Source organism: Arthrobacter sp. MP_M4 (assembly GCF_035984855.1).
GTDB lineage: Bacteria > Actinomycetota > Actinomycetes > Actinomycetales > Micrococcaceae > Arthrobacter.
Map to the genome: position 1 here is coordinate 46,975 of NZ_JAXCHX010000024.1, position 24,941 is coordinate 71,915.

General features: G+C 66.9%; 27 protein-coding genes and 1 pseudogene. 20 read left to right on the forward strand and 8 right to left on the reverse strand.

The features are described 5' to 3' along the window. Position 1: 1 nt before the first annotated feature. The 5 genes from RCH15_RS15475 (at position 2) to RCH15_RS15495 (ending at position 4,832) form a co-directional block, all read left to right on the forward strand. Positions 2–1,366, forward strand: coding sequence for an NAD(P)/FAD-dependent oxidoreductase (locus RCH15_RS15475; RefSeq protein ID WP_326961553.1), 1,365 nt, complete (start codon positions 2–4; stop codon positions 1,364–1,366). A gap of 41 nt (positions 1,367–1,407) precedes the next feature. Continuing rightward, complete coding sequence (locus RCH15_RS15480; RefSeq protein WP_326961554.1) at positions 1,408–2,166, forward strand: HD domain-containing protein; 759 nt, start codon at positions 1,408–1,410, stop codon at positions 2,164–2,166. Continuing rightward, positions 2,163–3,683, forward strand: coding sequence for an aldehyde dehydrogenase family protein (locus RCH15_RS15485; protein WP_326961555.1), 1,521 nt, complete (start codon positions 2,163–2,165; stop codon positions 3,681–3,683). Before RCH15_RS15480 ends, RCH15_RS15485 begins: the two co-directional genes overlap by 4 nt. A 149-nt stretch (positions 3,684–3,832) precedes the next feature. Next, positions 3,833–4,129 (forward strand): antibiotic biosynthesis monooxygenase family protein, encoded by a 297-nt coding sequence (locus RCH15_RS15490; RefSeq protein ID WP_326961556.1) that lies wholly within the window; start codon positions 3,833–3,835, stop codon positions 4,127–4,129. 94 nt (positions 4,130–4,223) lie between these two features. Continuing rightward, positions 4,224–4,832: a LacI family DNA-binding transcriptional regulator gene (locus RCH15_RS15495; RefSeq protein WP_326961557.1), complete on the forward strand. Its 609-nt coding sequence runs from the start codon at positions 4,224–4,226 to the stop codon at positions 4,830–4,832. 19 nt (positions 4,833–4,851) lie between these two features. Here RCH15_RS15495 and RCH15_RS15500 read toward each other — a convergent pair whose 3' ends face one another. Together RCH15_RS15500 and RCH15_RS15505 are read right to left on the reverse strand one after the other, a co-directional pair. Continuing rightward, the gene (locus tag RCH15_RS15500) at positions 4,852–5,859 is read right to left on the reverse strand and encodes a bile acid:sodium symporter family protein (RefSeq protein ID WP_326961558.1); all 1,008 of its coding nucleotides are present in this window, start codon (positions 5,857–5,859) and stop codon (positions 4,852–4,854) included. A gap of 111 nt (positions 5,860–5,970) precedes the next feature. Further along, entirely contained in the window at positions 5,971–6,381 is a 411-nt protein-coding gene (locus RCH15_RS15505) for a helix-turn-helix domain-containing protein (RefSeq protein WP_326961559.1), read from the reverse strand. A 140-nt stretch (positions 6,382–6,521) separates the two neighbouring features. On the opposite strand from RCH15_RS15505, the gene RCH15_RS15510 reads away from it, so the two are divergent. Both RCH15_RS15510 and RCH15_RS15515 read left to right on the forward strand, forming a co-directional pair. Then, positions 6,522–8,045, forward strand: a complete 1,524-nt coding sequence (locus RCH15_RS15510; RefSeq protein ID WP_326961560.1) for a SulP family inorganic anion transporter — start codon at positions 6,522–6,524, stop codon at positions 8,043–8,045. Positions 8,046–8,161: 116 nt separating this feature from the next. Further along, the gene (locus tag RCH15_RS15515) at positions 8,162–8,902 is read left to right on the forward strand and encodes a peptidase E (protein ID WP_326961561.1); all 741 of its coding nucleotides are present in this window, start codon (positions 8,162–8,164) and stop codon (positions 8,900–8,902) included. 10 nt (positions 8,903–8,912) lie between these two features. Here RCH15_RS15515 and RCH15_RS15520 read toward each other — a convergent pair whose 3' ends face one another. Next, a complete protein-coding gene (locus RCH15_RS15520; protein ID WP_326961562.1) occupies positions 8,913–10,019 on the reverse strand; it encodes a GTP pyrophosphokinase in 1,107 nt (368 codons plus the stop codon). 151 nt (positions 10,020–10,170) lie between these two features. On the opposite strand from RCH15_RS15520, the gene RCH15_RS15525 reads away from it, so the two are divergent. From RCH15_RS15525 to RCH15_RS15570, 10 genes are all read left to right on the forward strand, one after another. Then, positions 10,171–10,965, forward strand: a complete 795-nt coding sequence (locus tag RCH15_RS15525; RefSeq protein ID WP_326961563.1) for an alpha/beta hydrolase — start codon at positions 10,171–10,173, stop codon at positions 10,963–10,965. A gap of 72 nt (positions 10,966–11,037) precedes the next feature. Beyond that, complete coding sequence (locus tag RCH15_RS15530; protein WP_326961564.1) at positions 11,038–12,429, forward strand: TrkH family potassium uptake protein; 1,392 nt, start codon at positions 11,038–11,040, stop codon at positions 12,427–12,429. Between the two features lie 4 nt (positions 12,430–12,433). Beyond that, positions 12,434–13,117, forward strand: coding sequence for a potassium channel family protein (locus RCH15_RS15535; protein ID WP_409017199.1), 684 nt, complete (start codon positions 12,434–12,436; stop codon positions 13,115–13,117). Positions 13,118–13,194: 77 nt separating this feature from the next. Further along, positions 13,195–14,544, forward strand: coding sequence for a Na+/H+ antiporter NhaA (gene nhaA, locus RCH15_RS15540; protein WP_326961566.1), 1,350 nt, complete (start codon positions 13,195–13,197; stop codon positions 14,542–14,544). A 100-nt stretch (positions 14,545–14,644) separates the two neighbouring features. Beyond that, on the forward strand, positions 14,645–14,947 hold the full coding sequence (locus RCH15_RS15545) for a rhodanese-like domain-containing protein (protein ID WP_326961567.1): 303 nt from the start codon (positions 14,645–14,647) through the stop codon (positions 14,945–14,947). 38 nt (positions 14,948–14,985) lie between these two features. Next, entirely contained in the window at positions 14,986–15,939 is a 954-nt protein-coding gene (locus tag RCH15_RS15550) for a carbohydrate kinase family protein (protein WP_326961568.1), read from the forward strand. A gap of 9 nt (positions 15,940–15,948) precedes the next feature. Beyond that, positions 15,949–16,461, forward strand: coding sequence for a YbhB/YbcL family Raf kinase inhibitor-like protein (locus RCH15_RS15555; protein WP_326961569.1), 513 nt, complete (start codon positions 15,949–15,951; stop codon positions 16,459–16,461). Between the two features lie 106 nt (positions 16,462–16,567). Next, the gene (locus RCH15_RS15560; RefSeq protein WP_326961570.1) at positions 16,568–17,386 is read left to right on the forward strand and encodes an HAD family hydrolase; all 819 of its coding nucleotides are present in this window, start codon (positions 16,568–16,570) and stop codon (positions 17,384–17,386) included. Positions 17,387–17,527: 141 nt separating this feature from the next. Beyond that, positions 17,528–17,776 (forward strand): hypothetical protein, encoded by a 249-nt coding sequence (locus RCH15_RS15565; protein WP_326961571.1) that lies wholly within the window; start codon positions 17,528–17,530, stop codon positions 17,774–17,776. A 51-nt stretch (positions 17,777–17,827) separates the two neighbouring features. Further along, entirely contained in the window at positions 17,828–18,634 is an 807-nt protein-coding gene (locus RCH15_RS15570; protein ID WP_409017200.1) for a glycerophosphodiester phosphodiesterase, read from the forward strand. A 63-nt stretch (positions 18,635–18,697) separates the two neighbouring features. On the opposite strand, the gene RCH15_RS15575 is transcribed toward RCH15_RS15570, so the two are convergent. Both RCH15_RS15575 and RCH15_RS15580 read right to left on the reverse strand, forming a co-directional pair. Further along, positions 18,698–19,681, reverse strand: a complete 984-nt coding sequence (locus RCH15_RS15575) for an ADP-dependent NAD(P)H-hydrate dehydratase (protein WP_326961573.1) — start codon at positions 19,679–19,681, stop codon at positions 18,698–18,700. Continuing rightward, positions 19,665–20,414, reverse strand: coding sequence for a histidine phosphatase family protein (locus RCH15_RS15580; RefSeq protein WP_326961580.1), 750 nt, complete (start codon positions 20,412–20,414; stop codon positions 19,665–19,667). The genes RCH15_RS15575 and RCH15_RS15580 overlap by 17 nt, the downstream gene beginning before the upstream one ends. A 151-nt stretch (positions 20,415–20,565) precedes the next feature. On the opposite strand from RCH15_RS15580, the gene RCH15_RS15585 reads away from it, so the two are divergent. Continuing rightward, the gene (locus tag RCH15_RS15585) at positions 20,566–21,690 is read left to right on the forward strand and encodes a glycerate kinase (protein WP_326961574.1); all 1,125 of its coding nucleotides are present in this window, start codon (positions 20,566–20,568) and stop codon (positions 21,688–21,690) included. Positions 21,691–21,694: 4 nt separating this feature from the next. On the opposite strand, the gene RCH15_RS15590 is transcribed toward RCH15_RS15585, so the two are convergent. Together RCH15_RS15590 and RCH15_RS15595 are read right to left on the reverse strand one after the other, a co-directional pair. Further along, positions 21,695–22,357: a DUF6766 family protein gene (locus RCH15_RS15590; RefSeq protein WP_326961575.1), complete on the reverse strand. Its 663-nt coding sequence runs from the start codon at positions 22,355–22,357 to the stop codon at positions 21,695–21,697. A gap of 47 nt (positions 22,358–22,404) precedes the next feature. Further along, the gene (locus RCH15_RS15595) at positions 22,405–22,920 is read right to left on the reverse strand and encodes a DUF6328 family protein (RefSeq protein WP_326961576.1); all 516 of its coding nucleotides are present in this window, start codon (positions 22,918–22,920) and stop codon (positions 22,405–22,407) included. A gap of 211 nt (positions 22,921–23,131) precedes the next feature. Between RCH15_RS15595 and RCH15_RS15600 the strand changes: the two genes are divergently transcribed. Both RCH15_RS15600 and RCH15_RS15605 read left to right on the forward strand, forming a co-directional pair. Beyond that, complete coding sequence (locus RCH15_RS15600) at positions 23,132–24,031, forward strand: SDR family oxidoreductase (RefSeq protein ID WP_326961577.1); 900 nt, start codon at positions 23,132–23,134, stop codon at positions 24,029–24,031. Between the two features lie 50 nt (positions 24,032–24,081). Next, the gene (locus tag RCH15_RS15605) at positions 24,082–24,603 is read left to right on the forward strand and encodes a hypothetical protein (protein WP_326961578.1); all 522 of its coding nucleotides are present in this window, start codon (positions 24,082–24,084) and stop codon (positions 24,601–24,603) included. Positions 24,604–24,683: 80 nt separating this feature from the next. Here the strand turns inward: RCH15_RS15605 and RCH15_RS15610 are convergent. Further along, positions 24,684–24,848, reverse strand: a pseudogene (locus RCH15_RS15610) (IS30 family transposase); the annotation flags it as partial. Positions 24,849–24,941 lie beyond the last annotated feature (93 nt).

Sequence of the window (24,941 nt, forward strand, 5' to 3'; positions counted from 1 at the left end):
AATGGGCACCTCTGTTGCCGCCGCCACTGAGCAGACCGTCACTGAGCATATCCCCGCAGCGCAGACCGGCGCCGGTGCCGCGGCTGCGGCGGACAGCCCCACCCGCACCGGCCTGCTGATCATCGGAGCCAGCCAGTCCGGCGTCCAGCTCGCGGTCTCGCTCCGTGCGCTCGGCTTCGACGAGCACATCACCCTTCTCGGCGACGAGGACCACCGCCCCTACCAGCGCCCGGCCCTGTCCAAGGAGTTCCTTCAGGGCACGGTGGAGAGCGAATCCCTGATTTTCCGCTCCAACGAGTACTGGGCCGAGCACAACGTGGACCTGGTCAAGGGCGAGTACATCGTCAGGATCGACAAAGAGGCGGACGGTTCGGGAGAGGCACACTCTTCTTCCGGCAGGCAGTTCCCCTTCAAGCGCCTCGCCCTCACCGTCGGTGCCCGGGCCCGGAAACTGGAGATCGAGGGCGGTGGCCTCGGCGGCGTGCTCTACCTTCGCAACGCCGACGACGCCCTGGCACTCAAGGCCAGGGTGGGCGACGCGCAGGACGTCGTGGTGATCGGCGGCGGTTTCATCGGCCTCGAGGCCGCGTCCAGCCTGCAAAAGATGGGCAAGAACGTCACCGTGCTGGAATTTGGTCCGCGCCTGGTGGGCCGCGCCGTCGGCGAGGAAACAGCCGAGTACTTCCTGCAGGCGCACCGGGCCCGCGGCCTGGACATCCGGCTGAACACGAGCGCCAAACGCTTCACCGCCGGCGCAGGTGGCGCGGATGACGGCGGCGCGGTTGCCGGTGTCGAACTCCAGGACGGTACGGTGCTGCCTGCGCAGATCGTACTCGTCGGCATCGGGGTCATCCCCAACACCCAACTGGCCGAACAGCTTAACCTGGCCGTGGACAACGGGATCGTCGTGGACCGCTTCGCGCTGGCCTCGGACGGCAGCACGGTGGCGCTCGGTGACTGCGCCAACATGCCCAACCCGGTGCCCGGCTCGCAACCCGGCGAGCGGATCCGGTTGGAAAGCGTCAACAACGCGATCGAACACGCCAAGGTGGCGGCCTACTCGCTCACCGGCCGGCGCGAGGAATACGCCGGCATCCCGTGGTTCTGGTCCAACCAGGCAGACCTCAAACTGCAGATCGCCGGACTCTGCAACGGTTACGACCAGACCGTGCTGCGCCGCAACGGGGAACGCGGCAAATTCAGCGTCCTGTACTACCGCCAGGGCCGGGTCATCGCCGCGGATTGCGTCAACGCCCCGCTGGACTTCATGGCCGTCAAAAACGCGCTCGCCAAGGGCCACAATATCCCCGCCGGCGCCGCCGCGGACCCGGCCACACCCCTCAAGACGATCACCACGGACAGCTGACTGCACTCAGACAGTAAGCCGGCCCCACCCGAAGGAGCATTATGACCACCCCCAAGACCCCGGTCGCGGAGACCGGCGCCGCGAACCCGGTTTCCGATGATCCGGCGGCAGCCAATCCCGCTGCTGCGAGGTTCGCCGCCGCGTACCCGGTCCGGCCAATTCCGGCGCAGGGACCGGTGGACATCGCCCCGATCGCCACCACCCCGGCGGCGCTCGACGACCTTGATGGGCTCTGGCGGGCCGTGGTGCGGGAAACCCGTACCCGCGGCAACGATATCCATCTGCCCATCTCTCTCGCCTTCGCTGAACGCCTGTGCCGGGCCTACCCCGAGGCCGACGCGGAACTGGTCCGGGTGTCCACGCTGCTGCACGACACCGGCTGGGCCCATGTGGATGAGTCCCGCATTATCTCTGAGGGCTTCGCCGGGGACTGGCGAAAGGCCGCCATTCGTTATGAACACGAGAAGCAGGGCTGCGACGTTGCCCGCCGGGTGCTCCCGGGCCTCGGCTACTCCGCAGAATTCACCGCCCGCATCTGCGACATTATCGACGGCCACGACACCCGCCCGGTGGCCCATTCGCTGGAGGACGCCCTGATGCGAGACGCCGACCGGCTCTGGCGCTTCGACCAGGCGGGGATTGCCCTGGCATCCTCCTGGTTCAAGATGGACCCGGCCACCTACACGGACCGGCTGACCGCGGAGATTGTGCCGGAGCTCATCACCCAGGCGGCCCATGACATGGCCGCCGCCGACCTGACCCGCTCCACCGCCCTGCTCAAGACGGCGGTCATCCGATGACTGCTGCCACGCACGATGCTCCCGCCCTGGCAGCCCGGGCCGCACTGAGGCTGCCGTACACCCACGTCGATGACATGTTCATCGACGGCGCGTGGACGCCGGCGCGGGGCTCCGGCCGCAACCCGGTCACCGACCCCGCCACCGGCGAAGTCTGGGGCTCTGTCCCGGACGGCACCGCCGAGGACGTTGACGCCGCCGTCGGTTCCGCACGCAGGGCGTTCGACGCCGGTCAGTGGCCGCGGTTGACGCCGTCGGCGCGGGCCGCGTATCTGCTGCGCATCGCCGCGGAGGTGGAGAAGCGGGCCGGGGAACTCTCGCTGACGAATACCCGCGAAAACGGCTCGCCGGTCTCCGAATCCACCGGGGCGGCCGCCAACGCGGCCGGCATCTTCCGTTACTTCGCCACCTTGGCCGAATACCTTGAGCGTGAGGACGTACGGGCCTTTCCCAGGGGCGGCGGGGAATCAGTGGTCCGGCGTGAACCGATCGGGGTGTGCGCACTGATCGCGCCCTGGAATTTCCCGATCAACCTCGTGGTCATCAAGCTCGCCCCGGCCCTGCTGGCTGGCTGCACGGTGGTCATCAAACCGGCGTCGCCCACCCCGCTGTCCCTGCGGATAATCATAGATGCGGTTGCTGCCGCCGGCGTCCCGGCCGGTGTCGTCAACTTTGTCACCGGCTCCGGCCGCCTGGGGGATGAACTTGTGAAGCACCCGGGCGTGGACAAGGTGGCTTTCACAGGTTCCACGCCGGTTGGCCGGAGAATCGCGGCGGCATGCGGTGAGCTGCTGCGCCCCGTCACCCTGGAACTCGGCGGCAAGTCCAGCGCAATTGTGCTGCCGGACGCGGACCTCGCCGCGATGTCCGAGGTGTTGATCCGGTCCTCCCTGCGCAACACCGGGCAGACGTGCTACATCTCAACCCGGATCCTCGCCCCCGCGAGCCGCTACCAGGAAGTGGTGGACATGGTCACGGCCACTATCGCAGCGGGCAAGCAGGGCGACCCGCTGGACCCGGATACGGTGTTCGGCCCGTGTGCCACCGAATCCCAGTACCGCACCGTCCTGGAGTACGTGGAATCCGGGCTGGCCGAAGGTGCCCACGCCACCACCGGTGGCAGCGCAGCGTCCCAGGGCGGCGGGCTCGAGGGCGGGTACTTCGTGGAACCCACCGTGTTCGCCGACGTTACCCCGGACATGCGGATCTCACGCGAGGAAATCTTCGGACCGGTCCTGTGCATCCTGCGCTACAACGACGACGACGGCAGCGTTGACGAGGCCGTTGCGCTGGCCAACAACACCGACTTCGGCCTGGGCGGACTGGTGTTCGGCAGCGACCCCGGGGCCACGCTGGCCGTCGCGGACCGGATGGACACCGGCTCGGTGGGTATCAACTTCTTCGCTTCCAACCACGCGGCACCGTTCGGCGGCCGGCACGATTCAGGGCTGGGCACCGAGTACGGCGTCGAGGGGCTCAATGCCTACGTCAGCTACAAATCGATCCACCGGAAAGCGTAACGCCGCCCCGCACGGCAAGTGTTGCAGCGCCAACCGACGTCCTGATGCCGACGGTCGTTTCCTTCCCGGGTAAATCGGCCCTACTACCGCTGGCGGTGCGGGCAGATTATCGGGGTATCCACCCCTTTCAAACTCTGGAGGCGATCGACGTGTCGGTTTATACGCTGGGAATCTGGCTGGTCCACCCGGGCCGCGAGAATGATTTCGTGCAGGCCTGGCGGGACCTGGCCCGGAAGACCCGGGACGACTTCCCGCATGCGAAGGCCGTGCTCATGCATGACCGCGATGTTCAGAACCGGTTCATCAGCACCGGACCGTGGGAATCCCTGGAACAGATCGAGCAATGGCGGGCGTCCGAGACGTTCCAGCAGAGCATGAGCGGCCTGCACGAGATGCTGGAGCATTTCGAGGCGCGCACCCTGGATGAGGCCGCCAGCATCGGCTGAGCGTGGGGGCGGTCGGCCTCCACCGTACGGCTCTACGCTGGGCTCCGCTCTTCGGGCTACAGTTCATTCAGGGGCCCGCCCCAGGACAGCGTTATTGGTATCGCCGCGAACGACGGCGGAGAAGTACACCCGGGAGTTTTCAGTGCGGCACGGATCCAAGCCCACCATCCGCGACGTCGCGGAGGCCGCGGGCGTGTCCCTGACCACGGTTTCGTACGTGCTTTCCGGCCGCCCGGGCGGCACGACGCGGATCAGCCAGCCCACCCAGGACAGGGTTTCTGCCGCGGCCCGGGAACTGGGTTACGTGCCCAACCGGGCTGCCCGCGGGATGCGGCGCGGGCGCACCGACGTCGTGGCCGTGGCGGTCACGGACCTCGATCACTCCTGGGACCGCGCCCTGGCCGGCGCAGCGGTTAAGGTTCTGCTCTGCCGCGGCTACCAGCCGGTCATCCTGGTGGGTGAAAGCTGGCGGCAGTTCATGCTCTCCGGAGGCGCCGACGGTGTCATCCTGGGCTCGCATCCGGTGGTCCGCACCGCTGCCGACCTCGCGGCAATGAAGGAACTCAGCATCCGCGGTGCCGCGCAACTGCTCTTCTCCGGCACCGTGCAGGTGGACGGCGTCGACGTCCTGGCCCCGGGCGCGGCGGCCGATACGCTGGCGGAGCGCGCCGTCGCGACATTGCTCGACCGGCTTTCCGCATAGGCGCCTGCGCCCGCCGGGACTACCCGTCCTGCAGCGGGCGGCGGGCCAGCCACGCCGCGACAACGGCGCCGGAGATATTGTGCCAGAGCGAGAACACAGCCGAGGGGAGCGCTGTCAGCGGGCTGAAGTGCGCCGTGGCAAGGGTGGCGGCCAGGCCGGAATTCTGCATTCCGACCTCGAATGCCAGGGCGCGGCGGGCCTTGTCATCCAGGCGGCCCACTTTGCCGGCCAGGTAGCCCAGACCCAGGCCAAAGCCATTGTGCAACACCACGGCCAGGAACACGATCCCGCCGGCGGCGACGATTTTGCTGGCGCTCCCGGCCACCACAACCGCCACGATCAGGGAAATCACGACGGCGGAGGCCCAGGGCAGGACCGGCAGTACCTTGGCGATGAATTTCTTGAAGAAGAGGCGGGCCAGGAGGCCGGCGATCACCGGAAGCAGGACGGTCTTGACGATGTCCAGCACCATGCCGCCGGCGTCGATCTGCAGGTAGGAGCCAGCCAGGAACAGCACCAGCAAGGGCGTCACGATCGGCGCGATCAGGGTGGAGACGGACGCAACGGCGACGGACAGGGCAACGTCGCCCTTGGCCAGGAATGCCATGACGTTCGACGCGGTGCCTGAGGGTGCGCAACCCACCAGGATGAGGCCCACAGCCAGTTCCGGCTGCAGGTTCAGGGCGAGGGCGATCAGCCAGCCTGCACCGGGCATGATGACGTAGTGCGCCACGATGCCGAGAACCACGGCCCACGGTCGCTTAGCAACGGAGGCAAAGTCGGGCGGCGTGAGGGTCAGGCCCATACAGAACATGATGATGCCCAGCAGATACGGCACGCCGGGTCCCAGGGGCTTGAAGGCGCCCGGAAGCAGATACCCGGCGACGCCGGCGATAACCACCAGCAGCGGAAAAACGGTCACCGCGATGCGCGCGATTCTGGCCTCCGCGGCGAGGGCCGGATTGTCCGGGCCCGGGCCATCGCCGGTCTGCGGATTGGACTGCGGGGATTTGGTTGCCTCAAGCATCCAAGCATGGTGCCATCGCGGCCGCGGGCTGGCCAGTTCATGACGACCTCGTGCACGAATATGTCGGATTTCAGGGGCGTTTGTCCTTCGCCCGGTTCGCGGCGGAGCCGCTCAGGCGGTGAGACCGCGCAGCCTGGCGATAAAGTCGTCCGCCTGGGCAAGATTGCGCGCCATCTTGGCCCGCTGGTGCCCGGCTTGCTCCAGGATCTCCGCCAGCCGGAGCGTGACTCCCGGCTTGCCCGGACTGTTGGCCAGCAGGCCCAGTATCTCGGCCATCTCCTCAAGCGAGAACCCCAGCGGCTTCATCTGCTTAATGACCATCAGCCGTTCGAAGTCACCCGGCGAATACACCCTGAAACCGCCGTCCGTCCGGGCGGTGGCGGGGAGCAGCCCGACGTCGTCGTAGTGGCGGATGGTCCGCAGGGACAGGCCGGTCCGCTCTGCCAGTTCACCGATGTGCATGGTGTCGGTGGTCTTGCCGGTCATCAGAGCTCCCATCTCTTCGGATTTAAACTCTACCATCACGTTAGGGTAGAGTTGCGGGCTTGGGGTTGAGATGAGCACGACCCGTCTCCCTTTCCCGACGCGAAGTTGCGCCCCTCATTCATCAGCAGAATGAAGCCGCCGTCGAGCGTCATTCTTAACCACGAACGGAGCCAGGAATGGCCGCCACCAAAGTTGAACACCCCCCGGCATCCACGCCCGAACAGCTTCAATCGGTGCGGGAGACCCTGAAGTCCCCGCGCCGATTGAAGACGGAAGTCCTCGCCGGACTCGTCGTCGCGCTGGCCCTCATTCCGGAGGCCATCGCGTTCTCGATCATCGCCGGCGTGGATCCCCGGATTGGACTCTTCGCCTCCTTCACCATGGCCGTCACCATCGCGTTCGTCGGCGGCCGCCCGGCCATGATCTCGGCAGCTACCGGCGCGATTGCCCTCGTGATTGCCCCACTGGTGAGGTCCCACGGCATGGACTACTTCATCGCCGCCGTCATCCTCGCCGGCATCTTCCAGATCATCCTGGGCCTCTCCGGCGTCGCGAAACTGATGCGGTTCATCCCCCGCTCGGTGATGGTGGGCTTCGTCAACGCCCTGGCCATCCTGATCTTTATGTCCCAGGTCCCGGAACTCCTTGGCGTCCCCTGGCTGGTCTACCCCCTCGTTATCCTGGGCCTGGTCATTGTGTTCGGCCTGCCCAGCCTCACCAGGGCCGTCCCCGCACCCCTCGTCGCGATCGTCGCCCTCACCCTGATCACCGTGTTCGCCGCCGTCGCGGTTCCCACCGTGGGGGACAAGGGCGAACTCCCGGACTCGCTGCCCACCCTCTTCGTTCCGAACCTCCCGTTCAGCCTCGAGACCCTGCAAATCATCTTCCCGTTCGCCCTCGCGATGGCCTTCGTGGGACTTCTGGAATCCCTTATGACTGCCAAGCTGGTCGACGACGTCACCGACACCCGCTCCCACAAGACCCGCGAGGCCTGGGGACAGGGCGTCGCCAACATCGTCACCGGTTTCTTCGGCGGCATGGGCGGCTGCGCCATGATCGGCCAGACCATGATCAACGTCAAAGCCTCCGGCGCCCGAACCCGGATCTCCACCTTCCTGGCCGGTGTTTTCCTGCTCATCCTTGTGGTGGTCCTCGGCGGCATTGTCTCGCTGATCCCCATGGCGGCGCTGGTCGCCGTCATGATCTTCGTGTCGGTGGCAACCTTCGACTGGCACAGCATCCGGATCAGCACCCTGAAACGCATGCCCAAAAGTGAAACCGCTGTCATGCTCGCCACCGTGATCGTCACCGTCGCCACCCACAACCTGGCCATCGGCGTCGGAGTCGGCGTGCTGGTCGCAATGGTGATGTTCGCCCGCAGGGTCGCCCACTTCGTCACCGTCGAACGCACCGTCACCAGCACCGGCGGTACCGAAACAGCCACCTATGTGGTGGACGGCGAGCTGTTCTTTGCCTCATCCAACGACCTCTACACCCAGTTCGAATATGCACTGGATCCCGAGCGCGTGGTCATTGACATGCATGCCTCCCACCTGTGGGACGCCTCCACGGTTGCTGCACTGGATGCCATCACGGAGAAGTACCGCCACCACGGCAAAATCGTTTTAATCGTCGGCCTCAACGACGCCAGCGTCACGATGCGCGACCGCCTCGTCGGCAAGCTCGGCGCCGGCCACTAGGGTGCGCTCCCGCCCGGTTGCTTGTACCCGAGAGCGGAAATCCGGGCACACCGGGTGGGTTCGCCGGGTTCGGTAGGCTCGACCGCAATGATTGCCCCGCTCAAGGAGAACCCGCTATGGCTGCCGACAGTCCGACAATTCTCGCAACCTCCGGTGGTTACAAGCCGGGGGCCCGCACACGCTTGGAATTCAACCAGCTGGTCCATCACGCGGTGGACCTGTCCGGGGTCAGCGGCAGAGCGCCCAGGATCGCCCATGTCGGCACCGCCAGCGGTGACCAGCGATGGTTCAACAACGAGATCAGCGAAGCGGGGAACGTTGCCGGTTTCCACCTCACGCACCTGAACCTGTTCCCCATGCCCAACGTGGGCAACATTGAGGAATACCTGCTCGGCCAGGACGTCGTATGGGTCAACGGCGGCTCCGTGGCCAACCTGCTCGCCGTTTGGCATGCCCACGACCTGGGTCCCGTCTTCCGGCGCGTCTGGGAGGCCGGAGTGGTGCTGGCCGGCGTTTCGGCCGGTTCGATTTGCTGGTTCGAGGGCGGGACGACCGACTCATTCGGTCCTGGGCTTCGCGCCGTGGACAACGGCCTCGGTCTGCTCCCGTACGACAACGGGGTCCATTACGACTCCGAAGGCGCACGGCGGCCGCTGGTGCACCGCCTGGTGGCGGACGGAACCCTGGGCGAGACCCACTGCACCGACGACGGCGTGGGCCTGCGCTACCGCGGAAGAGAGTTGGTCGGGGCAGTGACGGAGACGCCCGGCAAGGCCGCCTACCGGGTGAGGCTGACCTCCAGCGCCGGCTCCGCCGCGGAGGTCGTCGAGGAAAGGCTTGAGCCGACCGGGCTCTAGCGCCGGACGCCTACCCTTGCGCCAGCCGGAAGCGCTCCAGCTGCTTGAGCCGCCGCAGGAGGCTGTCACGGCGCGGGTGGGGTACGGCGTCGGCCGGCTCCGCAGTGAGGTCGATATGTTTGGTGCCGTACTGCCACAACAGCAGGTCATCGAGCAACCGGTCCGGTCCGGGGGAGTAGCGGTGGTCCAGAGCCTTGCGGACCTCGGTGATGCGGTTGGCGCTGAGCAGCCCGGCCAGCTGGACGGTCTGGTTGAGCCCGTGCGCTGCCATCAGCTCGGCCGCCCAGCCCCAGTCATCGTCGACTTTCCGGTCCACGTGCGGCAGGAGGGTGCGCCACACGTCACGGATCCGGTTCGGGGTGAGCTGCGCGGCCCCTTCGCCGTCCATGTCCCAGTAGCTGCGGACCTCCTCGTAGCGTTCGTGCAGGTCAGCGAAGGCTCCCTCCACGGTTTCCAGCATGGCGGCCGTCGCCGTGAACTGGCGGTCGAAGTGCGGCGTCCAGGCCCGAGGATCCTCGGCCTTGAACCGGATGTCGTGCTCGATCTCGCTCCAAGCATGCGCGAACACAGTCCGGATCTGGCATTCGAAGAAGTAGCTGCCGTTGGGCTGCGCCTCCGCGTTGAAGGCCTGCTGGTATTCCTTGACGGTTTCGTTCTGGATGGTCCGCAGGATCAGGTGTCGGCTGGAATAGCCGTACGTTCCCGATTCGATGGAGCCGATGTCCTTCTCGCGGTCGCCGCGGCAGTCAAAGAGCTGGCGCTGGCGCTTGATCAGGTTGGCCACCACCGCGTTTTCCGCCGGCAGCTTAGTGATCACCCGGATGCCCACCATGTCATTGAGGGTCCGGAACGGGTCCGGGAACTTCAGCACGGGCGGACCGCCCGGCTCCAGCGGCTCCTCAATACGGGAAATCTTCTCGCGGAAGGATGCCACCGTCTTGGTCCGGCCGGTGACGAACAGCGGGGTTACCTCCGTGCCCTTGAGCATGCTCCGCAGGGTCAGCAGGACCTCGCGGGTGACCAGCTTCAGGGCAGGGCGCACCCGCTCGTAGAGTTCCACGTTTTCCTGCACGGACTCGCGCAGTTTCGGGTCCAGTCGATCCCAGTTGCTCGCCATCCCTCCAGCTTACGGCCGGGGTACGACGGCGGCGCTCAGGTAGGCTCTGCACATGGCTGATGTGCGGCGCCGGGCTTTTATCGCGGCCGCAGCGACGGTGACTCAGGGGGCAGTCTCCGCCGCATGCTCACCGGGCCCCAAGGAGGACACAGTGAAGCGGCATAGGTACAGCTACGGCGACGACCCCAGCCAGTGGGGTGAGCTCTTCCTGCCGGAGGCCGCCGCCACCAAGGGGGTCGTCGTGGTGATCCACGGCGGCTACTGGCGCTCCCAGTACGGCGCAGAACTCGGCGAACCCCTGGCCAAAGACCTCGCGGCGCACGGGATGGCCGCCTGGAACCTGGAGTACCGCCGTGCCGGCAATGGCGGCGGCTGGCCTCATACCTTCGCCGACGTGCTCGCCGGAATCGACAAGCTTGGTGACATCGCCGGCGACCACGGACTCGGCCTGGACAGGGTGGTGGCGCTGGGCCACTCGGCTGGCGGTCACCTGGCCGTGTGGGCCGCAGGCCGGACCCGGCTCGCCCAGCTGGGCGCCCCGGACGCGGACCGCCAGTTGCTGCGGCGGGTCGACGGCGGCGCAGTGCACCTGACCGGCGTCGTCAGCCAGTCCGGTGTCCTCAATCTTGCAGAAGCGGAACGGCTGAACCTCAGCAACGGTGCGGTCAGCAACTTCCTTGGCGGCTCCTCCGAAAAATATCCGAAACGGCATAAGTACGCGGATCCGATGAGCGCTGTCCCGCTGACGGTGCCGGTCTATGCCGTCCACGGCACAGACGACGACAGCGTTCCCGTGAGCCAGTCGGACTCCTACGCTGCTGCGGCCAAGTCTTCCGGCGCGCCCGTCCAGGTCCTGAAGGTCCCGGGCGATCACTTCGCGCTCATCGACCCCAAAGCCGCCGCCTACCGCAAGTGCCGCGAACTGGTGCAACTGCTGCTGAACTGAATTTCGCCCGGACCAGCGGCAGCCCGGTGATTTCGCCCGGACCAGCGGCAGCCCGGTGATAACGTGACCCCTATGCAAGTTGAAGTCCCAGCGTTGCTCCGCGCCCTGGCAGCGGGCTTCACCAGGTTCATCCGGGCGTTCGCGCCGCGGCACCCTGCCCAGGTGATCGTCCTTGGGTTCGCCGGGGCGGTCGCGGCCGGCACCGGACTGCTGTTGCTCCCGGTGGCCAAGGCAGGCGCAGGAGGCGCCGGCCTCCTCGAGGCCCTGTTCACCGCCACCTCCGCCGTGTGCGTCACCGGGCTGATCACCGTGGATACGCCGGTGTTCTGGAGTGGGTTCGGCCAGGTCGTCATCCTGGTCCTGATCCAGGTCGGCGGTTTCGGAGTGATGTCGTTCGGCACGCTGCTTGGAGTCCTGACCGCCCGGCGGCTCGGCCTGAGGTCCCGAATATCCGCCGCCACCGAGACCAAGAGCAGCGGTTTCGGTGACGTGCGCCAGGTACTGGTGGGGGTCCTGGCCATCAGTCTGGCCGTGGAAGCCGCTCTGGCCCTGATCCTCGCAATCCGCTTCATGGCCGGGTACGGCTATCCGCCGGGCGAAGCGCTCTGGCATGGAGTGTTTCACTCCATCTCATCCTTCAACAACGCCGGGTTTGCCCTGTACTCAGATAATCTCATGGGATTTGCCGCCGACCCCTGGATCTGCCTGCCGATCGCTGCCGCGGTAATCATCGGCGGACTCGGATTCCCCGTCCTGTTCGAACTCGGACGGCAATACAGGCGCCCGATCCACTGGAGCATGAACACGAAACTTGTCCTCGTTGGCTCGGCCATCCTCCTGGCGGGCGGGACGGTGTTCCTCACGGCCATCGAATGGGCCAACCCGGCAACCCTGGGTGGCCTCCGTCCCGCGGACCGGGTGCTGGCCGGCTTCTTCCAGTCAGTGATCACCCGCACGGCAGGTTTCAACAGCATCGATATCGCACAGATGAATCCGGTGTCCTGGCTGGGCATGGACATCCTCATGTTTATCGGCGGCGGCCCGGCCGGGACCGCGGGCGGCCTGAAAATTACCACTTTCGCTGTTCTGTTCTTCATCCTCAGCACCGAACTGCAGGGTGGGACGGCTGTGAACATCTTCGGCAAACGTCTGTCCCGCGCGGTGCACCGCCAGGCGATAACGGTGGTGCTGCTGGCGATAGCCTTGGTCATGGGTTCAACGATGTTCCTGATGCTGACCACCAACTTCGGGCAGGAGCGGATCCTGTTCGAGGTGATTTCCGCCTTCGCCACGGTCGGTCTGTCCACCGGCATCACCGCCGCCATCCCGCCAGCGGGTCAACTTGTGCTGATCCTGCTGATGTTCGTCGGGCGGCTGGGGCCGGTGACACTGGGCGCGGCCCTGGCCCTGCGCGAGCGGCCCATGCTCTACGACTACCCCAAGGAAAGGCCCCTCATTGGCTAGGAACATCTTCTTGTCCCACTCCCCGTCCGGCAGTGACAAGGCGTCCTCCGTGGTGGTCATCGGCCTGGGCCGCTTCGGCGGTTCGTTGGCCCTGGAGTTGGAAGCGCAGGGCACCGAAGTGCTCGGCATCGATGCCAGCGAGGACATCGTGCAGTCCTTCAACGGACGCCTCACACACGTGGTCAGGGCTGACTCCACCAAAGAAGAGGTGCTTCGCCAGCTCTCGGTGCATGAATTCGACCGTGCCGTGGTCGGCATCGGCTCGGACATCGAGGCCAGCATCCTGACGACCTCGCGGATCCTCAAATTCCGGCGTCCCCAGATCTGGGCCAAGGCCATCAGCGAACCGCACGCCGAAATCCTCGGACAGCTCGGCGTGGAGCACGTCATCCGGCCGGAACACGACATGGGCAAACGCGTCGCGCACCTGGTCCTCGGTTCCATCCTTGACTACGTGGAATTTGAAGACGACTTCGTGATGATCCGGACCAGCCCGCCGGCCGGCATCCGCGACCGTCCCCTCGGCGTACTCGGCCTGCGGGACAAGCATGGCGTCACCATCGTCGCGGTCAAGCGGCCGGGCGGCACATGGGGCCACACCACGGCGCAAACGGTGCTGTACGAAGAGGACCAGATTATCGTCCAGGGCAGCAAAGCCAAGGCCGAACGGTTCAGTACGCTTCCCTGACCCACTAGACTGGAGGGCAGGTGCGCCGGGAAGTCTGGTCGGCATAGTCTTGCCGACCCAACTTTTAGGACTCCCGCATGAGCCCCACACCGCCTCCCGCCCCGCCACGCCTGACCATCTTCGGCCGCGGCAGCTACGCTGAATCGCTCCGGATCGGTGAGATCCTCCGTAAGGAGACGGTCGGGGGCGCTCTCCTTGTGGCCGCGGCTGTCATCGCCTTGATCTGGGCCAACTCGCCGGTATCCGAAAGCTACTTCGCGCTCCGTGACCTCAAAATCGGGTACGAACCGTGGCATCTGGAACTGAGCCTGGGGGCATGGGCCGCCGACGGGCTGCTGGCCATCTTCTTCTTCCTGGTCGGCCTCGAACTCAAACGTGAATTCATTGCCGGTGACCTGCGCCAGCTGGACAAATCGATCGTTCCGGTAGCGGCGGCCGTCGGCGGGGTGGCCATTCCCGCGGTAATCTACGCGATCGTCAACCTCGCCAGCCCGGAGACCCTGCTGGGCTGGGCCATTCCGACCGCCACCGACATCGCCTTTGCTGTTGCCGTGCTGGCCATCATCGGCTCGCACCTGCCCAGCGCCCTGCGGATCTTCCTGCTGACCCTGGCCGTGGTGGACGACCTGATCGCCATCACCATCATCGCCGTTTTCTATACCAGTGACCTCCAGGTGATGCCGCTGCTGCTGGCGCTGATTCCCTTGGCGATCTACACGTTCCTGGCCCACAAGTACCGGCGTTTCTTCGGGACCAAAACGGCGGCCGCCTGGCTGATCCTGCTGCCCCTGGGCGCCGTGACGTGGGCCCTCGTCCATGCCTCGGGCATCCACGCGACCGTAGCCGGTGTGCTGCTCGGAGTCGCGATTCCCGTCATGCGGTCCCAGGCCAGCGGCGGTCCGGCCGCCGGGCCCGGTCTCGCGGAAATTTTCGAGCACCGGTTCCGCCCCATCTCGGCCGGCGTTGCCGTCCCGGTCTTCGCGTTCTTCTCGGCCGGAGTGGCCGTGGGTGGCTGGAACGGCTTCGCCGCCGCGCTCACCGACCCCGTGGCCATCGGCATCATCCTGGCCCTGGTTCTCGGCAAGCCAATCGGAATCATGGGCACCACCTGGCTGCTGACCAAGGTCACCAAAGCTCGGCTGGACACCAGCTTCAAGTGGATCGACGTCTTCGGCCTGTCCCTGCTGGCCGGCATCGGATTTACCGTCTCCCTCCTGGTGGCTGAACTGAGCTTCGGCCAGGGCAGTGCTCACGACGACCACGCCAAGGTGGGCATCCTCGTGGCCTCCGCACTGGCGGCCCTGCTGGCGACCGCGGTGCTGAAGACCCGTAACAGGCAATACCGGCAGGCCGAAGAAGCGGAAAGACTCGACTCGGACCAGGACGGCATCCCCGACGTCTACCAACAGGACGGCACCGTGCGGTAGCTAACGCAGGTACCAGCCGACCGTTCCGCACAATACCCCCTGGGGTATAATAATTACACCAGGCGCCGGAGTGCCCGGCGCCGCGCGAAAGGACACCAGCATGAAGAGCATCTCCGTCAAGGAACTGGCAGCACTGGGCAAGGAGGCGGCCATTGTCGACGTCCGGGAGGACGACGAATTCGCCGCAGTCCGCGTCAGCGGAGCCAAGAGCGTTCCGCTCTCGCGCTTCCCGCAGTCACTCGCCGAGGTGCCGGCCACCGGGACCGTCTACGTCATGTGCGCAGCCGGCGGCCGCAGCAGCCAGGCCACCGCCTATCTCACCGACCAGGGCTACGACGCCGTCAACGTCACCGGCGGCATCAACGAATGGCAGCTCGACGGCCTGCCGGTCCAGCGCGGCTAGCGCAGACGCCGGACCGTGATCTCTGGCAGAGTATGGGCATGCTCACAGTTATAGGCGAGGGCCTGGTCGATGTGGTCCAGCGCTCCTCCGGTATCCAGGCCCATGTCGGCGGCAGTCCGCTTAACGTCGCCGTTGGACTGGCCCGGCTGGACCATCCGGTGCAGTTCATCGGCCGCTACGGAACCGACGCCTACGGTGAAGCGGTGGCGGCGCACCTGAAGTCCAGTTCAGTGCTGCTCCCCGTGGGTCCCGACGAGCTGCCCACGTCCGTCGCCACCGCCCTGATCGATGACGACGGCGCCGCCAGCTACACCTTCGATCTAGCCTGGGAGCTGCCCGGGCTTGCCGAGAGGTTGCCGTACATGCTGCAGGCGACGACGCTGCTGCACACCGGCTCCATCGCGACCATGCTGGCTCCGGGGGCCGACGAGGTGCTCGCCGCCGTCGAGCATGCCCACCCGGCGGCCACCATCAGCTTCGACCCCAACTGCCGGCCCAGCATCATCACCGACGTGGACTATGCGCGCGGGCAGGCGGAGAAGTTTGTTGCCCTCGCGGACGTGGTCAAGGCCTCGGACGAGGATCTTCAGTGGCTCTACCCGGATGCGGATCCGCTGGACTCGGCCCGGCGCTGGCTGGGCGGCCCGGAAGGCCCGGCCATGGTGGTGGTCACCCGCGGTGCCCAGGGGCCGTGGGGTGTGAATGCCGCCGGTGAAGCGCAGTTTCCGGCCCCGTCCGTTCCAGTGGCGGACACGGTGGGGGCCGGGGATTCCTTCATGGCGGCGTTGCTCTCCGGCGTGGTGGACCGGGGGCTGGCCGGGGCGCAGAACCGCAAGGACCTCCGGGAGCTCTCGGCAGAAAGCCTCCGCGACCTTTTGGCCCACGCTGCCCGGGCGGCCGCCATCACCGTGTCCCGGGCCGGCGCCAATCCCCCCACCCGCGCCGAACTCAACCGGCTGGAGGCCCGGGCCGCGGACCACACCAGTCATTGAAAGGCAGTCATGGCACCCCACGATGTTCCAAGCTTCCAGGTCGGCAGTGAGTCGTTTCGAGACGGCCAGACACTGCCGGTGGCGCAGCGCGGCCCCGCAACCGGGCCCGGCGCCGCGGACGAATCGCCGCAGCTGAGCTGGAGCGGAGCCCCGGAAGGGACCCAAAGCTTCGCCGTTACCGTGTTCGACCCCGACGCTCCGGGGCACGGCGGGTTCTGGCACTGGGCCGTGCTGGATGTCCCGGCCCAGACGACGTCCCTGCCGGCCGGAGCAGGGTCCCGGAACGGCGGCGGCCTTCCCCGGGGCGCTTTCCAGTTGAGGAACGACGGCGGCGGGGCCGGATATCTGGGGGCCGCGCCACCCCGGGGCCACGGACCGCATCACTACGTCTTCACCGTCCTGGCGCTTGACGTGGCGCAGTCAGGGCTGGACGCCGCCACGTCCCCGGCGGAGCTCGAAACGAAGCTCGGCGCCCACATCCTGGCCCGGGCAAGCCGCACCGCGATTTACGAGCGCCGCTAGCCACACCGCCGTCGCCGCTTGTTCCGTGTGCATACGACGCCTCGGTACGTCGATCGGGCAGGGAACCGTCGAAATGGCGGCACCGCAGCCAACGTAGACTGGCAGTATGCGGCTGGTAGCAAGTGACATCGACGGTACGATCCTCGGCCACGACGGCAAAATCAGTGGGCGGACCGTCCGTGCGTTCCACGCCTGCCGGGACGCCGGCATTGAACTGGTTTTTGTCACGGGCCGGCCACCGCGCTGGCTGCATCCCCTCCAGGAACAGCTGGGCCACACCGGCACCGTCATCTGTTCCAACGGCGCCATCGTCTGGGACCTTGAAGCGAACCGGATGGTCTCGGCCCGGGGCCTGCAGCTCGACGCCGTCTTCGAGGCCCGCGCTATTATCCAACGGCTGCGCCCCTCGGCGCTGTTCGCGGCTGAGACCCTGACCGGCTTTCACCTGGAACCGGGGTTCATCGAGGACGGCTCCAGCAGGTTGCTCGCCGAAGTCACCCCCGCGCCGCTGCACGCCACGCTCACGGCAGCGGACTCCGTGGTGAAATTCCTGGCCATCGTCCGGGAAGGATCAGCTGACGAATTCCTGGCCGAGGTCACCCCCGCCGTCGCCCATCTTGCTGCGGCGACCCACTCAGCGCCCAACATGGCGCTCCTGGAACTCTCCCTCCCCGGGGTCAACAAGGCCGTCACGCTGGCCGAATACGCCGCCGCACTGGGCATCGGCCCGGCGGATGTGGTGGCGTTCGGGGACATGCCCAACGACATCGAGATGCTCCGCTGGGCCGGCGACGGCTACGCGATGGCCAGCGGCCACCCCCAGGCTATCCTCGCGGCCGGGCAGCAGGCCCCGCACTTCGACGACGACGGCGTGGCCCAGGTTCTCGAGGCGAAGCTCGCAGCCCTGGGCGTCCGGCTCTCCTGAGCCGCGGCTTTCCTGTCCCATCGTTTGCCCGGTCCGGCGTGCTTTCTGACACCTGACTCCCAGCTTTCGGACAACTGACGTTCACCTTGGCGCCCTACGCTGAAACCTCACGACGGAGCAGCTGACTGACGGTGGGACATCATGGCCAGATACCGCACGGATAAGACCGACAACATGCCTCTGCGCCCGGTGGCGCCGGACGCGCACTGGAAGAGCCTGCAGCAGGGTGACCGGGTCAGCGTCAGGCTGGCGCCCGGCTACGAAACCGGCGGCCGCGTCGACGCCGTCACGGCAGACCACACCGCCGTGTGGGTGCACCTGGACGGCGGCCGGGGGCGCACGCTCCTGCACTGCAGCGACGGCGTGGAAATCCTTCCGCCCGCGACCTAGCCGGTGCCCCGGGCGGTCCGGGCCAGGCTCAGCTAGGCTTTGCCCGTGAGCATCCCGCACCCCTTCTTTTCCTCCGGCTCCGCGGCCGGCGACGGTCCCGAACCCCCGGTGGCCATAGCCCATCGCGGGTTCTCCCGGGAAGGACTGGAAAACTCAATGGCTGCGTTCCGCGCCGCCGTCGAACTCGGGTTCCGGCACCTCGAAACGGACGTGCACACCACAGCCGACGGCGTCCTGCTGCTGTTCCATGACGACACCCTGGACCGGGTCACCGACGGCCGCGGCCGTATCTCGGACCTCCCGGCAGAGACGGTGGCGCGGGCACGGATCGGCGGGGTGGAGCCCATCCCGCTATTCGAGGAACTGGCCACCGCCTTCCCGGATGTCCGGCTAAACCTGGACGTCAAGGACTGGAATTCCGTGGACACCCTGGCGGCGGCCATCGAGCGGTTCGGGCTGCACGACCGCGTCCTGATTGCCAGCTTTTCGGACCGGCGGCGCCGGGCCGTGCTCAGGCAGCTGAGCCGCCCCGCGGCCGGTTCCGCCGGGATGATCTCGAATGCCCTCTTTGTTCTGCTCGGCCCCCTGCTTCCGGCTGCGCTGCTGCGCCTCACCGCCGGACGCGCGCTCCGCGGGGTCCACGCCCTGCAGGTGCCCCTCCGCTACGGTCCCGTGGCCGTGGTGACCTCCGGCTTCGTCGGGCGCGCCCACCGGCACGGGCTGCAGGTGCACGTGTGGACGGTCAACGACCCCGCCCAAATGCACCGGCTGCTGGACCTCGGAGTGGACGGGATCGTCACCGATCGCGCGGACCTGCTGAAGGACGTCCTGCAGGACCGCGGCAGCTGGCGTGGCTGACCCCGTCGTCCGGCGCGGTCAGCCTGATCTTCCCGCCCCGGCTGTCCGGGCACGGGGCCTGTGTCAGGTACCCAGCTCCATCATCAGTGCCGGCAGCTCCCCGGTGAGTTCGCGGGCCAGGTAGCCGAGGCCGCCCAGGCGGCTCGCGAGCCGGTCCCCGGCGCTCGCATGAAGGTGGGTGCCCCAACAGGTGGCTTGGGCGTCCGTGGTTCCGCGCGCCCGCAGCCCGGCGATGGCACCGGACAGCACGTCGCCGGAACCGGACGTACCCAGGCCGCTGTGCCCAGTGGTGATCTCCCACACCCCGCGTCCGGTCCCGCCGTCGTGCCCGTCCGCCTCTGCCCCTGGACCTCTTTGGCGGCCAGGACTCCCCGGACCGCCCGGCTGCGCGATCACTCCCTGGCAGCTCACCACGGCACCGTATTTCGCTGCCAGCTCCGGCACATCCCCGGCCAGGTCCCCGACGTCCCGTCCCAACAGAATGCCCGCCTCGGTGACGTTAGGGGTCAGGATCAGCCGGCCAGCCCAGGGGTCCAGGTCATCGACGAGTTCGGGCAGACTGCCCAAGGCGAACGCATCGAGGATGATGGCTGGCCGCTTGTCACCCGCCGGGACCGCCAAGAGCCCGCGGAGCAACGCTGTCGCCTCGTCCTTGTTGTCAAGGCCCGGCCCAATAAGGATGGCATCTGCCGAGTCAACCAGCGGTGCGAGGACCGGGACCGCCTTGGCGCCCAGGACGGAGCCGGAGGCGTTTTCCGGCAGCGCCTTCACGCCCGCTTCCGGCAGTGCGACGGCCAGTTGCACTGCCACCGACTCTGCCACGGCCAGGGTAAGCCGGCCGGCGCCGGAGCGCAGGGCGGCCACGCCGGCGAGAAGGGCGGCCCCCGGCGTCATCCGCGCCCCGCCGATCACCAGCACCGACCCCCGGTCATTTTTGCCGGAACCGCCACCAGGCAACGGCCAGCCCCGCAACAACGTCGGCGTTACGGCCTCCGGGCGGACCGCAGAAGCCCCGCCCCCCGGAGCTGTGTTACCGCGGCCGGACATTGGTATCTCCAGCATGTTCAGTCACAGCCACCCCTTCATTCAGCAGATGCCCGGCTTCGTTGAAGCTCTCCAACTGCCAGGCGCCGGTGCCGCCCGGCCGGATGAAACGGCTCACGGACGCGTTAAGAATCGCGGTTTCGGCGGCGATGTTCAGCAGTTCCCGCTCCGTCAGCCCCTCCAGGATGTAACGGAACAGCAGGATGACGGCGTCATGGCACACCAGCAGCACCCGCTGGCCGGCGTAGAGACGGTCCAGGTCCCCAATCAGGGAGCGCAACCGCAGTCCGACGTCGGCCCACGATTCCCCGCCCGGTGGCCGGTAATAGAACTTGCCCAGCCAGCGCCTGCGCTCAGCTTCCTGGGGGAATCTGGCCTCCACCCCGGCAGAGGTGAGCATGTCCAGCACCCCAAGCTCGCGGTCACGAAGCCGCTCATCCATCCGGACCTGCGTTTGCCAGCCCCCGGCGCTGACGGCCAGTTCCGCGGTCTGCTGCGCCCGCAGATACGGGGAAGACCAGACCGCCGCACGGCCGTCCGGCGGGAACCCGGCGAGCAGGCGGCCGAGTGCCATTGCCTGCTCCCGCCCCGTGCCGGACAGCTCGACGTCGGCGTCACGGGCCGGCACATCGATAACGTACGCTCCGGACTGGTGCGCCAGAGTGGCAGCCACGTTCCCTTGGCTTTCCCCGTGCCGGACGAGCAGAAGCTCGCTCATGCCGGGGAGGCCGGCCATGGCCTCGCGTGTCTTTCCGTTCGCATTCACCGTTGCCCCCTAGGACCGATTCTGTGTGGCTGTTACGTTACTACCGTCAGCATGGCCTGTCGCCACGTCCCCGCGGCTTTCGGTGGCGCGTGCTGTCGGCGCCTGCTGGCAGGATGGAACCATGCGCATCCTGATCGCCCCGGACAAGTTCAAAGGCTCCCTTACCGCGGCCGAAGCCGCCTCCGCCATGGCCGAGGGCGCCTTACGCGTTTATCCCGACGCCGAGGTCCTCCAGTTTCCGGTGGCCGACGGCGGAGAGGGAACTCTTGAGGCCGCCGTTGCCGCCGGATTCGAGGAGCGGCTGAACGCCGTCGTCGGACCCATCCTGGCGCCCGTTGGCGCGGCCTGGGCGATCCGCAAGAACGCCTTCGGCGGGGCCACCGCCATCATCGAAACCGCGCAAGCGTCCGGCTTGGCCCAGATGGAGCCTACTCCGGCCAACGCCCTGCGCGCGCACAGTTACGGCTGCGGCCAGCTGATCGCCGCCGCCCTCGACGCCGGCGCCACCGAAATTGTGCTGGGTTTGGGCGGCTCGGCGATGACGGACGGCGGCAGCGGGGCCCTGCGCGCGTTGGGCCTGAAACCGCTTGATGCTGCCGGCAATGTGGTGCCCCTTGGCGGCGGCTCCCTGGCCGATGTGGTGCAGCTCGATGTCAGCGGGCTCGATCCGAGGCTCGGCGCAGCAACGTTCCGGATCGCCGTCGACGTGCAGAACCCGCTCTTCGGCAGCGCCGGCGCTGCCCATGTGTTCGGCCCGCAAAAGGGCGCGGGCGAGGATGCCGTGGAGCTGCTCGACGCAGGACTGCGCAACTGGGCTTCGGTGCTGCGCGCATCCACCGGGCGGGACGTGAATGTCTCCGGGGCCGGGGCCGCCGGGGGTTTCCCGGCTTCGTTCCTGGCGTTCAGCGATGCCGTCCTGGAAAGCGGCTTCGAGTTGGTGGCCGGGCTCACCGGACTGGCTGGCAAACTCGCGCAGGCGGATCTTGTGATCACCGGCGAGGGGTCGCTGGATTCGCAGTCGCTGGCCGGGAAAGCGCCGATTGCACTTGCGGACGCCGCCCGGAGGCTCGAGATCCCGGTGATCGTCGTAGCCGGACGGATCCTGGTCACCCCGGAGGACCTCGCCGAACACGGGGTGGTGGCCGCCGCCCAACTGCTGGATGTGGCCCCAAGCCCGGACGACGCCGTCGCGAACGCTGCAAAATATATCACCTGGGCCACCACCCAGGTCCTTGAGGGCGCCTGAGCGCTCAGGTGCCCGTCTCATAGTGCGGTTCCGCGACCGGCTTGGATTCCGGTGAGCCTCTCTCGCGGAGATAAACCGATGCGCCGACGAGGACGGCAACGGCCAGGAACTCGCTTTGCCAGTTTTGGAAGGACTCAAACCAGAACCTGCTTGTTCCCAGGTATTCGTAAACGGTCACGGGCGGCTGTCCGTGGCTCTGCTGCTCGGCACTGTAGGCCGCGCTGCCACCGACGGCGTGCAGCGCAAACGAGGCCAAAAACAGCAGCAAGAACATGATGGACAGGGAATGTTCGTAGAGTTTCAGGACCCAGCCGCCCCTCCGGACCGGCCAGGGAGTGGTGTCCTTCGCGGCGGCCTTCCTGGGGTTTTCATCCTGGGGAGCCACTTTGCCCAGGGGCTTGGACTCCGAGGATCCCTTCTGGAACAGGAACACCGTCAAGATGACGTACATGCCCATCTGCAGGAATTCCGACTCCCAGTTTTCGAACGTCGCCTCCACAAATGCCCCGGTGCTGAGATACCCGAGCACCGTCACGGCCTGCTCACCGTGGGCCACCTGGTCATCGCTGTAGTCGGCGGCCCCGGTCAGGACCATGCCGCCGAAAAACGCCAGAAAAAGGCCGGCATTGGCCAGCAACAGACCATGTTCCCGAACCCAGCTGGGCACGGATCCTCCGGACTGATGGCGCCGTTGTTGGCTCGCGGTACTTGTCATCATGCATCTCCCTTCCCGGCCTGGCGGCGGAGTTTGCTCGGCACATAAGCCAGCAGAATCAGCAACACCCCTAAAAGGACCGCGCCGGCAGTCAACCCGGCGGTCCGGCCGGCCGTGACGTCGAAAACCAGTGCTGAGGTGCCGACGCTGAGGAGCCCGATGCCGCCCAGGGCAACCTTGGCGATCCGGTCAGCGCTGGAGACCAGTGCATCCCGCAGGTGGAGCCGGAACAAGCGGCGGTGCACGCTAACAGGCAGCAGGATCAGCGACGTGGTGAGGGCGGCCAACGCCACATTGGCGAGGTACAGGGTGGTCTGGTACGTGTCCAGCGTTTCGAACCGGGCCTGAAACGGCAAGGTCAGCAGGAACCCCGCAAGGAGCTGCACTCCGGTCTGCAGCACCCGCAGTTCCTGCAGAAGTTCCAGCCAGTTCCGGTCAAGCCTTTCGATGGGGGACTCATTCCGCAGGTCCGACGCGGGTGGTCCGGCACCTGGCAATGATTCTGGAGGGGACACTTGGGCGCCTTCGGTAGTTCGGATCGGGCTGCGGCAGCAGTTAACACTCAACCTAGGCTTGAGGCATGCGTAATTCAAGCAACTACTAAGGTTGCTGATGAATCTCGGGTAGGCTGGACTTGTTTCCTTCACGGGATGGCTTCGCGGCCCGGGTCAGTACCTTGAGTCCGGACGCAGCCACCGGAAAACCGACACGTTGGGTAGGTGGACGATGAGTGATGCAAGCAAACAGCAGGACCAGCCGGGGGACCCGCGGAGCGGCTACTACTCGGGCTCCTTTCCGGAGCAGATCCAGGAACAGCCCGGCCTGACCGCACCCATGGATCCCCAGCCGGACCACGGTGAGGAGAGCTATCAGGGCAGCGGTGCCCTCGACGGCAAGGCCGCCCTGATCACGGGCGGGGACTCCGGAATCGGCAAGGCGGTGGCCATCGCGTTCGCCCGCGAGGGGGCCGACGTCGCCATCTCCTACTTGCCGGAGGAAGAAGCTGACGCCCAGGACACCGCCATGTGGATCCGCAAGACCGGCCGGAAGGCGCTCCTGTTCGCCGGAGACGGGCGTACTGAAGAGTTCGCCGCCAAGATTGTGGACAATGCTCTTGCTGAGTTCGGCCGCCTGGACGTCGTGGTGTTGAATGCCGGCTACCAGAAGAACCGCGACAGCTTCGAGTCCCTCCCCACCGAGGAATTCGACCGCGTCTTCAAAACCAACCTTTACTCGCTGATCTGGACCGCGCGGGCGGCAGTTCCGCACCTGAAACCCGGTGCGTCCGTCATTACAACCGCGTCCATCCAAGCCTTCAACCCTTCGCCTGAGCTCATCGACTACGCCATGACCAAAGCCGCGCAGGTTGCTTTCACGAAGGCCCTGGCCCAGGAGCTCGGCCCGAAGGGAATCCGCGTCAACGCCGTGGCACCCGGACCCATTTGGACGCCCCTGATCCCGGCCACAGAATGGCCGGACAAGCTTCCGTCGTTCGGCCAGGACACACCGTTGCAACGTGCGGGTCAGCCTGCCGAACTTGCGGCCGCGTACGTGTTGCTGGCCTCGGAGCACGGCTCGTACATTTCCGGCGCCGTCTTGCCGGTCACCGGCGGCAAGGGCCTCTGAGTCCGTCACATATTTCCACCAGTTCAAATTTCCACAATGGGAGGGACGGCATGACTGAGCAGCACAAACAGGAACCGATTGAAGAGGCCGGCGGATACGGAACGCCGACGGCGGAGCAGGAATTGCCCGGCGGAGACACGCAAAGGTTCGCCCAGCCCCGCGACGAAGAAGCCTTCGACGCCGCCGGTCTCAGCCAGGACAGTCCGGACGGGGAAACCTACCCGGCCGGAGCCCCGGATCTGAGCCAGTTCGGCGCCGACGACCAAGACAGTGCAGGAGAACCCGGAGCAGGACGCTTCGGAGGAACGGAGGAACAAATGAGTTCAGAGAACGCCAGCACCACCCCCGGTTACGACGCTGACGCCACGGAGAACTCGGAGGCCGCCATGCCGTCGTCCGAGGCGGAGATGGACCAGACCAACACCGAGGAACCCGACGCCGGCCGTCCGTTCTCCTCGGAGCCTGGCCAGGACGCAGCCGGTCTGCCCGATGGATCAGGTACAGACCTGCCCGACGACAAGGCCCCCAAGGACCGTGACAGCGACGACGCGGAAACGTTCGACGCCGGCTAAAACCGCCAAACGGCGAAAGGCCGGGATCCGTCCACTAACTGGGGGGGGCGGTTTCTAGGGGTCGTTGCAACACCTGTTGGTTAGGTGGTTAGTAGTAAATCACGTAGACGCTCGGCTGGGGTATCCCAGCCGAGCGTTTTGCGTGGGCGGCCGTTGAGTTCCTGTGCGACGTGTTCGAGGTCTTCAGGTCCGTAGGCGGACAGGTCGGTGCTTTTGGGGAAGTACTGGCGCAGCAGCCCGTTGGACGCTCCTATGTTTGTCAACCGTGTTCGGGCGCCGAGGACTTGGCCGTGGACTCCATAACGCGGTAAAGGTGTCGGGCGAGGGTGCGCTTGAGG